We start from the raw sequence: 15449 nt of genomic DNA on the forward strand, positions 1-15449 counted from the left end.
GCCGCTTCACCGCCGACTGCCGCTCAGGAGCTTCTGGAACGCCTCTTCGTGCGCGTCGAGGAACGCCTCCCCACCGAAGAGCTTCGTCGCTGCTTCGCGCCCCGACTCCCGGTCCTGGGAAGGCAGTTCGGCCATCTCCAGGATCGCCGCACGCAACGCCCCCGGGTCCCCGGGCGGGACCAGTCGCCCGAAGCCCGTGGCCTCGATGGGGTAGCGGGAACCGGGTAGTTCCGTGCTCACCGGCGGGATGCCGGCCATCATCGCCTCGACCTGGACGATGCCGAAGGACTCCGATATCGAGGGCAGTGCGAAGACGTCGATCGAGGCGTAGAAGTCCCGTACCGCGTCACCGCGCAGCAGGCCCGTGAAGCGGATCCGCTGGTCGTCGCCGGCCTCCCGGCGGAGCTGTGCGATGTTGCTGCCACCCGCCACGGTCGTGTAGTCCCCCGCGATCAGCAGTCGTGCCCGGGGGTCGTCGATGGCTCGGAAGGCCCGTATGAGGTATTCGATGCCCTTGTCCACGGTGATCCGGCCCATGAAGCCGATGTGCAGCCCGTCCCCGTCGCGCAGCCGGGGCGTGCCACCGTTGCGGTCCACGCACGGTGAGGAGACGGGCAGCAGTCGGCGGCGCCTGATCGTCGGCCAGATGCGTGACCCACGTGCCTGGTCCTCGCTGTTCGTGATGACCAGGTCCGCCTTCCGTACGGCAGCCTTGCACGACTGGTCGACGGCCCACATACCGAAGCGGTTGACGGGGCCGTCGGGCAGGAAGACGTCGATGTGGTACGTCACGACCAGCCGTGCGCCGCGCTTGAACGCGGCGACGAACGCGGCCTCGGGGTTGGGCAGATGCATGTGGACGATGTCCGAGCGTGCCGCCAGACGCCCGGCCAGTAACGGAAGTTGAGGGCTGATGAAGCCCCTGCTGATCCGGGCGAGTACCGGAGCCCTGAAGACGTGGACACCGTTGAGGACTTCCCGACGGGCGAGTGCGGGATCGTGCTGGGCGCAGACCACCGCGACCTTCCAGCCACGGCCGGCGAGCCCCTCGGCGGTCAGCCGCGCAGCCTCCGTCAGACCACTGACATACGGGCTGTAGTAGTCGAGCATCACCGTCACGTCGAACGTGTCAGGTTGCAGCACGGTGCTTCCCTTCCTGTGTCTGACCTGGTGTCGCGGTTCACGAAGAGACCTGGTCCGGGACGACTACGCGGATCTTCTGGGCCGAATGGTCGGAGAGGGCCTCGCCGCCGCGGAGGTGGTAGCCGGAGACCGCCAGGTTCTCAGTGGTGAAAAGCCAGTCGAAACGCCACAGTCGGGGCAGCACGCGCCACGACCGGGGCAGTGAGCAGGAGCCCTCGCAGGCAGGCCAGGAGAAGGCGGGAAACAGGGAACCACTCGGGTTGTGGGGCCGAGTACCGGCTCCGAGTGAGTAGAGATTCATCCAGGCCGCGTTGAAGTCGCCGGCCACCACGGCCGGGTGGGGGTTCCCGCCCAGATCCGCGCGCAGTTTGCGGTATTCCCTGATCCACCAGTCCCCTTGGTCCTTACCGGCCCGGTAGAAACGGTCCAGCCCGTAGCGGATATCGCAGGGCCGGAAGCGAATCGGCAGATGCACGTTGTAGAAGGAGACCGTGCGTCGGCCCACTCGAATATCGGTGCGCTGAGCCTTCGCTCCCTTCCAGTACCAGTCATCACCCGTGGCGGGAACCCGCTGGTTGGGCGCTGCGACGACCGGCAACCGGGACAGAGTGAGCAACTCGCCCTGCACGAGCAGCCGGTAGCCGGGAAACTCCGCACGCAGCCGGGCCGAGTCGTCGATGCGGACAGGACTTGTGCACTTCTTCTGCTCGTCCCTGCTCGAGTAGTTCCAGTTGAGGTATTCATGGAGGAGATACACGTCGGCGTCCTGGCGGCGCAGAAAGGCGTAGAAGGCCTCCTTGTCGTCGGACGCCATCTGCCAGTAGTCCGTGGACCAGGCGAAGACCTTGACCTCCGTGCCCCGGGAGCTGTCCGCGGTGGTGTCCGTCCATCCGAAGCCGGCCACGTACGCCCCGGCCGGCAACAGGAGCACCAGGACCGCGGAGAGCCAGCGGCGCACCGGCGTCGCGAACGGGACGAGTACGAGCAGCAGCACAGGCACCACCACCACGGTCAGCGGCGGGGTGATCTCGACGATGAGCCATGGCCACCAGCGGCCGATGAGCAGGACGTGGAGGGCGAGGAGGACCGTCCAGACCGCCGTGCTCGCCACCAGCAGGCGCGTTCCCCAGCACCAGCGGCGGGCGGCCGGCGCCTCCTCCGGCGTGTTTGGTGCCTGCTTCGATGCGTCCCGGCCGGTGTCCTCCTCGGCCGGGGGTGCGGACGAGCCGCCGCCCGGTGCGCCCGTGGCGGCCATCAGAAGAACACCTTCGCGAGTCCCAGCACGCCCTGCCGCCACGGGTCCCGGCTGGTCCGTCCGCCGCCCTTGCCCGCCGGGACGCCTGTCGCCGTTGCACGTTGTGCGCGCCACCAGGCGTACGTCTGGAGGATGGCGTCCTGGTTGGACAACCGGGGGCGGAAGCCGAGTTTCTCCCGGGCCTTGTCGACGCTGACGTAGGAGTCGGCAAGCAGCTTGGACACCAGCCTGCCGTACACGGGGGACAGCTTCGTCCGCTCCAGTCCGCGCAGCACCGCCACCGCGGGTCCGCCGGGCATCGACACCACATGCCCGCCGTGCCCCGCGGCGTCCAGCACGCACTGGAAGTCCTCCCGCAGGGTGCCGAACTCGGCGGCGCCGATGTTGTACGTGTCGCAGGCCACCTCGTCCGGGGCGCGCAGCACCTCCAGCACCGCATCCACGAGATCGTCCAGCCCCAGCATCTGGATGCGCACATCGCCCTTGCCGAGCACGGGAAAGTTCCTGCCCTCCTCGGCCCACTGGAAGAGCATGTCGAACAGCCCCATCCTTCCGGGACCCAGGAAGGTCTTGGGCCGCAGTACCGGCAGACACATACCTCCCGCCCGGAACCGCTCGACGACCTTCTCCGCCTCCGCCTTCGCGGAGCTGTAGGGATCCACCGGCTCAAGCGCGTGGTCCTCGGGTGTGGGTACCAGCCGGGGCAGTCCGTAGACGGCGGTCGAGGAGATGTGCAGCACCCTGGGCACGGCCGCGGCGCGGGCCGCTTCCAGCACGGTGGTGGTGCCTTCGACGACGATCGACCTGATGTCCGCCACGGGGTAGCTGGGCAGCGCGGAGGCGCAGTGCACCACGGCGTCGGCGCCTTCGAAGGCTTCGGCGAGGGCGTCCGCGTCACGTATGTCCCCGGTGAACGGCTTCAGTCCGGGTCTCGTGGGCACCGGTGCCAGGTCGAAGGCGCGGACCTGGCTGTCCGCCGCCAGCAGGCGGTTCACCAGGTGTGTGCCGAGTACGCCGGCGGCACCGGTGACGGCGACACGGCCCGGGAGAGCAGATCGGCCCGGGGACGGCAGCCCGTGCGGCGCGTCGGTCACCACGAGCTCACCCGCTCCCGTATGAAGCGGCCGAGCAGCCGGTTCATGCCCTCGGCAAGGGTGGCGTCCAGGGCGCCGAGGAAGTGTTCGGCCTCTTCGGGGCCCGCTACCAGCGGAGGGCTCACGACCAGCGGACTGCGACCGTTGAGCGTGTTGTAGGTGTAGACGTCGTGCTTGCGGTACAGCGTGTCGATGACCGCTGCGGTGATGATCTTCGTACGGATCAGCGGGTCCCTGGCCAGGTCTCCGGCCGGCAGCTTGCCGATGAGGTCCAGCACCTTGGGCCCGCCGGAGAGGAACACCCCGTAGAGCGCGCCGGAGCCGCGCACATCGGCGATCAGGTCGGGATGGGTCTTCCGGATGCGCTCAAGACCTGGCCGCAGTACCGCTTCCAGGGCGCGGGCCCGCCCCGGATAGTCGTCCTCGACAGCTACGCAGACGGCCTCGATGGCCGTCGCGGTCTCCTCGCCGAAGCCGTAGTACGTCGTGGACGTGCTCTGCGTCATCGCGTCGCCCATGTTGTCGTACGCCTTGCGGAAGACCGGCTCACGCGCCACGTAGGCGGAAATGGAGGACTTGCCGCCGCCGAACGACTTCGAGGTCGTCACCACGTCGGGCACGAGGCCCTCGTACCGGGTGAAGTAGAACATGCTGCCGGTCTTACCCCACCCGGTGTAGATCTCGTCGAAGATCAGCACGATGTCCTCGGCCGTGCACAATTCACGGAGCTCGCGCAGGAATTTCTCGGAGCACCAGCGCATGGTCGACGCGCTGAACGGCTCGATGAGGAGTGCGTACACCTCGCTGCGGCCCCGCGCGTCCCTGTTCTCCGCGAGAACTCGCCGAACCGAGCCGATGTCGTCGTACTCGAAGGTGCCGATGCCGGGAATGGTGGGAAACTCGAAATGGTTCTGCGCCCCGCCGGTGAGCCCGCCGGAACCGAGGAGTTTGCCGTGGAAGCTGCTGTCCGCCCGCAGGATCCGGTTCCGCCGGCCGCCGTGGTACTTGTACGCCAGTTTGACCGCGCCCTCGACCGCCTCCGCTCCGGAGTTCGGCAGGAACGAACGGTTCAGATCACCCGGCAGGACCGCTGCCAGATTGTTGCCCAGGGCGGCGAGATACGGCGAGAAGTAGGTCTTGTGCACCTCCATGCGCCGCTGTTCCTGGAAGCGCCGACGTGCGGCGAGAATGCGCGGATGGTTGTGCCCGTGGTTGAGTACGCCGACTCCGCCGGTGAAATCCAGAATCTTACGGCCGTCACGCGTGTAGATATAAGCGCCCTCGGCATGGTCGACAAGCTCCCGGCCGAAACCGAAGGAGGTCATCAACCGGACCTGGCTCTTGTTGATATACGTGCGGTAGAGTTCGTGTACTTCCTCGACATCCAGCTTCTCGGCCTCTTCCAGGCTGACGAGATGCGCCATGGGCCCTTCCGATCGACGTTTTTGGGTGCTCCGACATCTACGGCAAGGATTCGTGTCCCGCCGTCACTGCGGTCCTCGTCCGCGAGATCCGGACCGGGCGCGCTACCTCGTTCGACGGGCCGGGAATCCGCGGCGGCCGGCTGTCCCGGCCACCGTCCGTCCCCGCCCGTGGCCGCCGCTCTCACCGCCGTGTTCTCCGGACGGCCTCAGAGAGTTACGGCCTCGGGCGTCAGGGACTCTCCCGTGTACCTGTGGCTGGATGTGCCCCCGTTCCCGTATCCCTCGGGCCCGAGGGGGGATGCGTGACCGGGCGCCCCGCAGAGAGGGCTCTTGCCGTGCCTGGAGGCGTGCGGCCCGGCTCCCCTTCGTGGACCACCTCAGTAGAGCACAGGGCCGCTGTCAGAAATCTCGCAGCTAACGTCAGGGACATGCCAGCGGCACCGTCACCAGCCCGCGTCGGCCGTCGGCGCACCGAGGAGATCGCCTGCTCCGGCAGCGTTCGAGTCCCCCAGCTCTTCGAAGAAGGCTGTGGTCCGGCCCCATACCCGCCGCGCCTCCACCGACCGGCCCGTCTCACACAGGGCGTGGCTCAGTACGTTGAGGATGCGGGTCTTGGTATACCGGGCACCCGGCTCGTGGCAGCGGGCGAGGGCACGTCGACACCAGGCGATGGTCTCCTCGTGCCGGCCGAGGGCGGCGTACGTCAGGCACAGGTCCCGCAACGCGATGCTCTCCCCCCAGCGGTTGCCGATCCTCCGGAAGGCACCGACCGCCCTCGACTGGTGTTCGCGGGCACACTCGGACTCGTTCAAATCCTGGTAGACGCGGCCGAGACCGGCCAGAGCGAAACCTTGCCCCCAGTGGTTTCCGATCTCCTCGAAGATGCCGAGAGCCTCCGCATGGTGCTCCAACGCACGCCTGGGCTCGCCCAGGTTCCCGCGAACCCGGCCAAGTCCGGTCAGCGCGATGCCCTCCCCCCAGCGGTCCCCGAGCTCGCGTCGCAGCACGAGCGCGTTCTCGAGCCACTCCAGCGCTTCGGCGAACCGCCGCTGGTTCCACCGGGCGAACCCGAGGCTGGTGAGCACCGAGGCCTCGCCGCAGCGATCACCCTGTGCCCGGGCGGCGGCGAGACCCACCCTGTGGCTCTCGATCCAGTCGCCCCAGTGTTTACGCAGGTTGAAGAAGCCCCACAGGACGGTCGGGAGCCGCCAGGCGATGGTGTACTCACCGACCTCGAAGGCGAGCCGGACAGCGGCCATCAGGTTGGCGCGCTCTGTCTCACTCCACCGCAGCGCCTCCTCGTGCGAGGAGAAGGCAAGCGGTTCACAGCCCTCCTCGAAGGGGTCGGGTGGACGGTGCTGGTGGCCGGGGTTGAGCATCCGCTCGGCCGCATCGGCGGTGTGCAGGTACCAGCACAGGACGCGACGCAGCGCCGCCAGCCTGGTCGGCTCGCTCTCCTCCGCCTCGGCCCGCTCCGCCGCGTACAGGCGCATCAGGCCGTGGAACCGGTAGCGGTACCGGTTCCGGCCGGCCCGCTCCAGCAGGCCCCGGCCCGTCAGCCCCTCCACCAGCCGCCGCGTCTGCTCCGTGCCGACGCCGATGAGCACGGCCGCCGCCTCGACGCTGATGTCGGGCCCGGGGTGCAGGCCGAGGGCGCGGAACGCGCCGGCGGCGGCCGTGTCGAGTGCGTCGTAGGACCAGGAGAAAACGCCGCGAACCGCCGAGGTCTCGTCGTCGCCCACGCTGAGCACATCCAGCCGGCGCCGCTCCACGGCGAGTTCAGCGACAAGGTCGTGCAGCGGGGCGGAGTGCCCGGCCGCCGGTCCCGTCCGGTTGTCCGGTCCGGACAGGTGGTGGACGCGCTCGGCGGCCAGGGCCAGGGCCAGGGGCATGTGAGCGCACAGACCGGCGAGTTGCACGGCGGTGTCCGGCTCGGCCGCGACCCGGTCCTCGCCCACGACACCGGCGAGCAAGGTGACCGACTCCTCGGCAGACAGCCGGTCGAGGCCGACGCGGTAGGCGCCGTGCCGCACCGCCAGGCCGCGTAGCTGGCCGCGACTGGTGACCAGGACCAGGCAGTGCGAGCCGGGCAGCAGCGGACGCACCTGCGCGGAGTCGCGCGCGTTGTCCAGCAGCACGAGCACCCGCCGGCCGGCCAGGGTGCTGCGCAACAGCGCGGAGCGGCCGTCCAGCTCCGACGGGATCTGCCGCGCGGGGACGCCCAGCGCTTGCAGGAACATCTCCAGGACAGCGGTGGGCTCCACTGGAGAGCCCAAACCGTAGCCGCGGAGATCGGCGTAGAGCTGCCCGTCGGGAAACCGGTCGCGTACGTGGTGTGCCCAGTGCACCGCCAGGGCGGTCTTGCCGGCACCCGCCGCCCCGTCGACCACGGCGATCGCCGTGGTCTGCGCGGACTGACCGTGCTCGGCGGGCAGCAGGCCGTCCAGTCCGGCCAGCTCCATGGTGCGGCCGGTGAAACAGGGGATGCCCGGCGGAAGCTGCTGTGGGCGGACCGGCGGCGACTGCGCAGGCGGATCGACGGCGGAAAGGACGATTGTGCCGACGACCGGCTCCTGCTCACCCACGCCGCCGGCAGGGGAGTGGGTCGCGCCGCCGTCGAGGACGGACCGGTGCAGTTCCCGCAGTTCGTCGCTGGGATCGAGCGCCAACTCGTCCCGGAGGATCGCGAGGACTTGTTGGTACGCCTCCAGGGCCTCGGCGCGGCGACCGCACCGGTGCAGGGCCAGGATCAGGCGCTGCCAGCTCGCCTCGTGCAGCGGGTGGGCGGTCGTCAGCTCGCGCAGCTCGTGAATCAGCTCATAGTGCCGACCCGCCGCCATCTCGAGGTCGATGCGGCACATCAGAGCGCTCAACCACTCCTCGTTCAGCCGGGGCACCACCCCGCGATCCAGCCACGGGGAGGCGACATCGGCGAACGGGTCGCCGCGGCGGAGCGCCAGAGCTTCGCGCAGCAGAACCAGCCTCTCACCGGAGTCATCTCCGGCGGACTCCGAGCGCCGGACGAGATCCCGGAATCGCAGCAGGTCCACGCTGTCGGCTGATACCCGCAGGGCGTACCCGCCGGGTCTCGTCTGCACCAGGTCGGGGCCGAGCAGGTGGCGCAGCCGTCTCACGCAGGTGTGCAGCGCGCCGCGCGCCCGTTCCACCGGGGTCTCTGCCCATATTCGATCGATCAGCGTGTCGCTGGAGACGACCTCGTTGGGCGACATCACCAGGCACGACAGGAGCACACGTAATCGGCCTGCGGGTAACTGCACCACCCGCTGTCTGTGCCTCACCTCGAGTGGCCCCAGCACCCGGACGTCGAAGTCCTCGCATGCCGCCGCGTCTCCAGATGGGACCGAAACCGATGAGCGCATAGAGCAGACCCCTGTCTCCCGTGACATGCTGTCGATAACGGCCGATACGCGGTCCGAGGGCTCGGACGAAAAATAGGCCACACGCTGTCAGTCGATGTTCATTCCCCGCTGCGGGTGATGGGAACCCGCCGGGCGTCGCGTCCGCGCATGCGGTGGCCGTCTTCCTTCAGAGAGACGACTTCGGCATGGTGGACGAGTCGGTCGATCATCGCGGCGGCGGCGACCTCGTCCCCGAAGACCTCTCCCCGGCGATCAGGGGCCGGCGCTTGTTCCCCTACAAGAGTTGCTGCTGCCACTGGCCATATCCCGTTCCCGAAGTCCTCGTTGGCTTTCGTGGCTGCGGCCTGGTCTCGAAGGTGCTGCCCCGACCGTTCAGGTGCGAGGAGGTGCGCCGGTGGCCGAGGCGAGGTTCCAGGTCATCGCGGGTCGCGGCGCGCCTGCGCACCCACGGCGTCCGCCCGGAGGCGCCGGCCGGACAGACGGCCGCCCGCAACCGCCTGCACCGCACCTGTGGCCCCAACCCACCACCCCGTCTGCCGAGCCCGCGGCGGTCGACGCGGTGGTCCTGGAAGAGCCACCGTCGCCGGCCCCCGGTCTCCTCGGCTGAAGCCTCCTGTGGCGCATCACCTGGTGTGGCCGATTCCCGACCTCCATGTACAACCACTGGCGCAACTCGTGCACGAAGTCACCTGTAGGGGGTATCTGCGTTTGACTTCAACCATGCCTGAGCTTCTAGGTTCGTCATAGAGCCGCAGGAGCCGACCGGCGGTGCCTTTCGAGGAGGTTCGTCATGGCCGAGCGCACAGCTCACATCGAGATCCCCGGCCGTTACCGCTATGCCGTGATCCCGCACATCATGGTCGATGACGCTGCCGCGGCGATCGATTTCTACCGGCGGGCGTTCGGCGCCCGCGAGGACTTCAGGATCGACGCTCCGGACGGCGGGATCCTGCACGCCGAGATCACCATCGGACAGTCGGTGCTGATGCTGGGCGACGCCAGCGTGGACGAGGCGGAGGCCGGCTCCTTCGCCGCGCCGGCCTCGCTCGGTGGCGGCACGTCCGTCACCCTGCATGTCTTCGTGCCGGACGTCGACGGCCTGGCGGAGCGCGCAGAGGCTGCCGGCGCCGAGATCCTCCAGCCGCCGACAGACATGTTTCATGGTGACCGCACCGTCATCCTCAAGGACCCTTCGGGTCACATGTGGGTGTTCCTGACGCACGTGGAAGACGTCTCGGAAGAGGAGCTCCGGCGCCGGCTGGCCGCCGCCGGGTGACCGCTCGCAGTCGCGCGCGGGGTCCGCACCGACGCCCTGGTGGAGGCCGGCGGCCACCGGATCGGCTGGGAGGTGCGGCTGTCCACCGCCGGCCACGGCGGGCCCCGCAGCGTGCGGGCCCGCGCCCAACGCGCCGCCGACAACGACATCACCCCGGCCTGGCACCGACCGCCGCGAGGAAGCCGGACACAACGACACCCAGCGGACCCGCTCCGACCGCCTGCCCGCCTCCGGCATCGCCAAGAAGTACGGCCTGCGCATGGTGTCCGGCCACCGGGCCGGACGCCACCGCTCTTCCAGTCGCCCCACCACCTCGACACCATGCCCGACCAGCACAGACCCGGCCCCACACTCGGTTTCGAGCCTCCCTCCAGGCCGTCCTCACCCTTCACCTCACCGCGTCAGCGTGAGATTGGGAAAACCTCACTGATTGGAGCGATTCCGCTGGCGCTTTCCGAGGCAGCGACGCGAACAGCGCGTCGTTCGTTATCAACAGCGGCTACATGGGAAGCTGCGACGTCGTCGCGTTCCACTACCTCCCGGGAGGCCGAGGAGGTTGTGGTTGTCTCCCGCCCTACGAGTACTACGTGGACAACCTGTCCCGTAACCCCTTCACCACCGGGTACAACATGAACGACAACACCATGTCGCACCGGTGGGTCGACTCATCCGCGTGTGTCTCCGGCAGTTGGGTGATCCAGCCCTGCACATCGTGTGTGCGGCGGGCCCGGAACGTGCACGGCACGTTCCGGGCCCGCCGAGAACTGGACCACGCCACCTCCAGCGGTCCGACGGCCCAGGAGCCGGGTGGTCCAGCCCGCACAGCGGAAGAGGGGAAACTTTATGCAGGTTGCCAAGCGTTCTCTACTCGTGGCCGGCACCATTGAGCGGCAGAGCAGGGGGGGAGCCGAATGCAGATCAGATTCGAGATGACGGGGCCGAACGGGGACGAGGATCTGCGTTCCCTGTACCACTGGTTGTCCGACGACCGAGCGCTGCGTGGACACGTGCGCGTCCGGCCGGTCGTCGGCGATTCGTCCGGGCGGATGGGAGCCGGTCTCGAAGCGGTGCTGGCGGTGATCTCCACGGCCGTGGCACTGGCTCAGTTGCCGCTGTCGTATTCGGCCTGGCGCCAAGGCCGCAGGCCCCGGACACCGGTCACGATCAACGTCCTCGGCGCGGATACGGAGCAGGCCGAGGCCGTACTGCGCAGCCTCGGGCAGTCGCCTCCCGCTCCGCGGCAGCAGACCGCCACCGGGGCACCTGATCGGCCCGATGCCGCGGACGGTGCCCCTGAGGAGGCGCGGTGACCGTCACCGACCGGCCGGACGGGGCACAGACCAGCGGTACGCCCCACAGGATTGACCCGGCCCGCTCGGCCTGTGTGCTGATCGGGGTGGACGACTACACGTATCTGGACTCGCTGCGCAGCGTCAGGCACAACCTCACCGCGTTGCGGGCGGTCCTGACCGACAAGGAGATCTGGGGCCTCCCCGAAGACCGGATCACGGTCGTGACGAACCCCAGGGCCCCTTCCGACCTGGTCGGCCCGATACGCGAGGCGGCCGAACGGGCCGAGGACACGCTGATCGTCTACTACGCGGGCCACGGACTCCTGGACAGGCAGGAGCGGCAACTGCACCTGACGTTACCCGGCTCGGCCGAGGATCAGCCGGACACCTGCGTCCGCTCCGCCGATGTCCGCCGCGCCATCCGGGACCGAGGTTCCGCTCTGCGCCGGGTGCTGATTCTGGACTGCTGCTTCAGCGGCCAGGTGATGGCCGAGATGTCCTCCGCCGACCGCGGGGTGCGTGGTGGAGAGGCGGCCGTGGGGACCCTGCGGGGCGTCGAGGGCTCGTACGTGATGACCTCGGCCCCGCGTGACCGCCCTTCCCATGCCCCGGATCCCCGGCGCTGCACCGTCTTCACCGGCGCGCTCGTGGACGTCATGCGCCAAGGGCTGCCCGACGGGCCGGAGATGCTCGGGCTGCACGCACTCTTCGTGGCCGTCAGGGCGCACATCGCCGCGATGAGGCCGGAGATGCCGCAGGAGCCCCAGGACGAGGACCGCAATGGAGTCGGCGGACTGGACTTCATCCGCAACGTAGCGGTGCTCCCCTCACTGACCGCACACACCGGTCCACCGCCGGTGCGACGCGGGCGGACGGTGCGTTGGTCCCTGCTGAGTGCGGCGGCGGGCGTCGCCCTCAGCCTGGGGGCGGCGCCCGCGGTGGACTGGTGGCACAGAGCGCACCCGGCCCCGGCTACCGGGCCGTGCTCGCCCCGGGCCGTGCTGCTCGACCACTCCGACGGCCTCGACAAGGAGCAGGTCAACTACGAGCCGATCGAGGGCCTCTCGGCACTCGCGCTGACCTCCGAAGAACCGGTCACGGCGCTCGCGGTCGCCGACAACAACCCGGGCCGGCTCTTCCCGTTGCACCTCGGCTCCCCGTTCGACCTGGAACTCTCGGCGAAGACGGCCAACACACTGCGACGCGCGGACGGCAGCAACTTCCCCGACTGGTACGACGCGGAGGCGCTGGTCGTGGAGGAAGGAGGCAGGACGGTGCTGGTCGGTTCCGAGACCGGACCGGCCATCCGCCGTTTCGACATCGCTACCGGAAAACAGGTCGGCAAGTCCCTGCCCGTGCCGAAGGAACTCCGATACGCGCCGGAGGGAAGCGCGCAGATGGGCCGTGGCATCGAGTCGCTCACCGTCTCTCCCGACGGCCGTCGCCTGTACGCGGGGTGGGAGGCACCGCTGGCCACGGACGGCGACACCCGCGGTCGGAACATCCTGCGTATTCAGCGCTACACGGGTGCTCCCGGCGGGGCCTACGTTCCGGACGAGCAGTACACCTATCTGTCAGGGGACGGGCTGTATCTGGCGGAACTGGCGGCGGTCGACGACATGCGACTGCTGGCGCTTGAACGACACTACGTGGCAGGGCTCGGCAATACGGTCCAGGTTGTCGAAATCCCACTGGAAAACGCCCGGGACGTGACGGGCGAGGAGTCGTTGTACCGGCTGCCGGCCGATGTCTTCGCTGAGAGGGAGGTGCTCTTCGACCTCGCGGACTGCCCGGCCGGCGGTCCGGGAGTGGTGAGGACGACGCCATCGAAGCAGGGCAATCCACTGGCCGACAACGTCGAGGGCATGGCGTTGGGGGAGGAGTGGACCGATGGCCGCTACGAGGGATGGCGGCCGCTGTACCTGATCTCGGACGACAACGGCAGCACGGCGCAGATCACGCGAGTGTACTCGCTGGCCGTCCGCCTGTCGGGGTAGCACGGGTCCCGGGTCCCGGCCGGACCGCAGTGCGCCTCACCGGCGGATCAGGACATCGGCACTCGGTGTCCGTCGCGGCTGGGGTCCGTGCCGTCCGAGCGGAAGCGCATGAGGTCCTGGATCCGGTTCCGTGAGGAACTCGGCTTCGGGCAGGCCGAGTTCCTCGCCCGGTACACGTAGACCGGCTCCGGCTCCGGCCCCGGCAGCGCGAGCGTCAGTGGTGCGGCCGCGCGCCCGGCGCGTGCCGAGAGTCGGAGCAGCGGGAGTGCGCGGGCCCGTGCGCGCGTCGGCGCGCTTCCGCCCGCCCTTACAACCGGAGGTGGCGGTGTTCCTGCAGGGCGTCGAGGACGACGGCTTCCCCGAAGACCTGGCGAAAATTCCGGGCGGCCCCGAGGCGCGCGACGCCAGAGTACCCGAAATGCGACATCGCGGAAGACCGGCCCCCCGGCCGACGGCGGCTCCCTCCGGTGAGCAGGACGACGAACCGGTCCGGCGGGAAACGGATGTCATGGCGCTTCCAGGACGCCATGTCCTCACCGGGGGAGCCGGCCACGGCCGGCGGGAGCAGAACATGGCCGCACCGGCGGTACGGCTCGCGTCACGACCCTTGCCCCGCGAAGGTCGGTGCCGCCGCCGGCGCCTCGCCCGGCGGGCCGTCACCGGTTCCGTCCTGGCCTTTCGTCACCGTGCCGCTCCTGGGCCTCTTCACGCCCGCCCATGCCGGAGTGCTTTACGTCTGAGCCCCGGGCCGGCGGCACCGGTAAGCGACTGACGACCTGCGCCCAGGGCCCCGGGGCCAGGTCCTCGAAGGGAGGGACGCCCTTCGAGGACCTGACGAGCGGGCAGCCCTTCACCGTCGAGCACGTCGACCTGCCCACGCACCACTGTCTCCGTACGAGTCAGTGGTTCTCTCCGAGAGCACCCCGGCCGCTCACGGTCCGAAGTAGCCGTCGAAGTTCCGCGAGAACTCCCAGCCGCCGTAGCGGTCCCAGTTGATCGACCACGTCATCAGTCCGCGTAGGTCGGGCCAGGTGCCGTGCGTCCGGTAGGTACCGCAGGCCGTGCCCTTGGTGAGGCAGTCCAGGGCCTTGGCGACCTCAGCGGGACTGGTGTGCCCGCCACCGGCCTGGCTGGTCGCGGGCAGGCCGATCGCCACCTGCGAGGGCTTCAGCGGAGGGAAGACCTTGTCGGGGTCGCCCGCGACGGGGAAACCCGTCAGCAGCATGTCGGTCATCGCGATGTGGAAGTCGGCGTTTCCCATGGTGTGGTACTGGCCGTCCAGCCCCATGATCGGGCCGGAGTTGTAGTTCTGGACGTGCAGCAGCGTCAGGTCGTCGCGCAGGGCGTGGATGACCGGCAGGTACGCTCCGGCACGCGGATCCTGGCCGCCCCACCGCCCTGACCCGTAGTACTGGTGACCCAGTTGCACGAAGAAGGTCTCGGGAGCCATGGTGAGGGTGAAGTCCTCACCGTAGCGGGCCTTGAGGGTCCTCAGCGCCGAGATCAGGTTGACGATGACCGGGCTCCTGGGGTTCTGGAAGTCGGTGTCGCCGTCCTCCAGGGACAGGGAGTGTCCCTCGAAGTCGATGTCGAGGCCGTCGAGGCCGTACTCGTCGATGATCGCCGCGACCGAGCGGACGAAGGCGTCGCGTGCGGCCGTGGTGGTGAGGCGGACCTGGCCGTTCTGGCCTCCGATGGAGATCTGGACCTTCTTGCCCGCCGCCTGCTTGGCCTTGATCGCCTGTTTGAACTCCTCTTCCGTCTCCACGTTCGGGCACTCGCTCGGCGGGCAGTGCGCGAAGCGGATGTCACCGGAGGTGGTGGAGGTGGGCTCGCCGAAGGCGAGGTTGATGACGTCCCAGGTGTCGGGGACGTCGGCCATGCGCGTGTAGCCGGAGCCGTTGGCGAAGCTGGCGTGGAGGTAGCCGACGAGGGCGTGGCGTGGCAGACCGGTGTCCGGGCCGCCGCCGTCGCCGGTCCGGTCGGTGGTGGCGGTGACGGGGGCGGACCTGGCCGATTCGCTGGCGCCGTTGACGGCGCTGACGCGGAACTCGTAGGAGGTGGCGGCCGCCAGGCCGGTGACGGTGGCCGAGGTGCCCTGTACCGACAGTGCTCTGGCCCCGTCCCGGTAGACGGTGTAGCCGGTGGCGCCGTCGACGGCGTTCCAGTTCAGGGTGACCGAGGAGGAGGTGGTGGCGCCGACGGTGGGTGTGCCGGGGGCGGCCGGGGGCTGGGGGTCGGGGTCGGGCTCGCCCGGGTCGCCGCCGGGGCCGGTGAGGGAGACGTCGTCCACGTGGTGGGCGCTCTGGCCGTACCAGCCGTGGGTGTGGACGGTGACGGAGGTGGTGTCCGGGCCGGTGGTGAAGGAGGTGCGCAGCTGCTGCCAGCCGGTGCCGCCCGGGGTCCAGGTGGAGACGTCGGTGGTGCCGGTGCCGGACGCGCCGAGGTAGACGTAGGAGCCCTGCACCCAGGCGCTCAGTTCGTACTGGGAGTCCGGCTGTACGGTCACGGTCTGGGTGCATTTGGCGTTGTCGCTGCCCGAGGGGGTGGCCTTCAGGGCCGCCGTGCCGCCGTGGACGGGGGAGGAG

Annotated in this window: 10 protein-coding genes; 3 read left to right on the forward strand and 7 right to left on the reverse strand. The window is 69.5% G+C overall.

The genetic code is table 11. The features are described 5' to 3' along the window. Nucleotides 1-6: 6 nt before the first annotated feature. The 6 genes from CUT83_RS14795 to CUT83_RS30550 form a co-directional block, all read right to left on the reverse strand. The gene (locus tag CUT83_RS14795; protein WP_240958190.1) at nucleotides 7-1143 is read right to left on the reverse strand and encodes a glycosyltransferase family 4 protein; all 1137 of its coding nucleotides are present in this window, start codon (nucleotides 1141-1143) and stop codon (nucleotides 7-9) included. 37 nt (nucleotides 1144-1180) lie between these two features. Beyond that, on the reverse strand, nucleotides 1181-2398 hold the full coding sequence (locus CUT83_RS14800; RefSeq protein ID WP_101256316.1) for an endonuclease/exonuclease/phosphatase family protein: 1218 nt from the start codon (nucleotides 2396-2398) through the stop codon (nucleotides 1181-1183). Next, nucleotides 2398-3492, reverse strand: a complete 1095-nt coding sequence (locus tag CUT83_RS14805) for an NAD-dependent epimerase/dehydratase family protein (protein WP_240958192.1) — start codon at nucleotides 3490-3492, stop codon at nucleotides 2398-2400. Before CUT83_RS14805 ends, CUT83_RS14800 begins: the two co-directional genes overlap by 1 nt. Continuing rightward, the gene (locus CUT83_RS14810) at nucleotides 3489-4916 is read right to left on the reverse strand and encodes an aspartate aminotransferase family protein (RefSeq protein WP_101256317.1); all 1428 of its coding nucleotides are present in this window, start codon (nucleotides 4914-4916) and stop codon (nucleotides 3489-3491) included. The genes CUT83_RS14805 and CUT83_RS14810 overlap by 4 nt, the downstream gene beginning before the upstream one ends. Nucleotides 4917-5359: 443 nt before the next feature. Next, nucleotides 5360-8194, reverse strand: a complete 2835-nt coding sequence (locus CUT83_RS14815) for an AfsR/SARP family transcriptional regulator (RefSeq protein WP_158239017.1) — start codon at nucleotides 8192-8194, stop codon at nucleotides 5360-5362. 200 nt (nucleotides 8195-8394) lie between these two features. Continuing rightward, the gene (locus CUT83_RS30550; RefSeq protein WP_277347734.1) at nucleotides 8395-8592 is read right to left on the reverse strand and encodes an ATP-binding protein; all 198 of its coding nucleotides are present in this window, start codon (nucleotides 8590-8592) and stop codon (nucleotides 8395-8397) included. Nucleotides 8593-9086: 494 nt separating this feature from the next. Here CUT83_RS30550 and CUT83_RS14825 point away from each other — a divergent pair, with 494 nt between their 5' ends. The 3 genes from CUT83_RS14825 to CUT83_RS14835 all read left to right on the forward strand — a co-directional run bounded on the left by CUT83_RS14825 (nucleotide 9087) and on the right by CUT83_RS14835 (nucleotide 12861). Then, nucleotides 9087-9572, forward strand: a complete 486-nt coding sequence (locus CUT83_RS14825; RefSeq protein ID WP_101256319.1) for a VOC family protein — start codon at nucleotides 9087-9089, stop codon at nucleotides 9570-9572. 911 nt (nucleotides 9573-10483) lie between these two features. Then, complete coding sequence (locus CUT83_RS14830; protein WP_194074710.1) at nucleotides 10484-10882, forward strand: effector-associated constant component EACC1; 399 nt, start codon at nucleotides 10484-10486, stop codon at nucleotides 10880-10882. Next, nucleotides 10879-12861 (forward strand): caspase, EACC1-associated type, encoded by a 1983-nt coding sequence (locus CUT83_RS14835; protein WP_101256320.1) that lies wholly within the window; start codon nucleotides 10879-10881, stop codon nucleotides 12859-12861. The genes CUT83_RS14830 and CUT83_RS14835 overlap by 4 nt, the downstream gene beginning before the upstream one ends. A gap of 931 nt (nucleotides 12862-13792) precedes the next feature. On the opposite strand, the gene CUT83_RS14845 is transcribed toward CUT83_RS14835, so the two are convergent. Continuing rightward, on the reverse strand, nucleotides 13793-15449 hold a 1657-nt coding region (locus tag CUT83_RS14845; RefSeq protein WP_101256322.1), incomplete at its 5' end, for a chitinase.

Source organism: Streptomyces barkulensis, assembly GCF_002843305.1.
Classification (GTDB): domain Bacteria; phylum Actinomycetota; class Actinomycetes; order Streptomycetales; family Streptomycetaceae; genus Streptomyces; species Streptomyces barkulensis.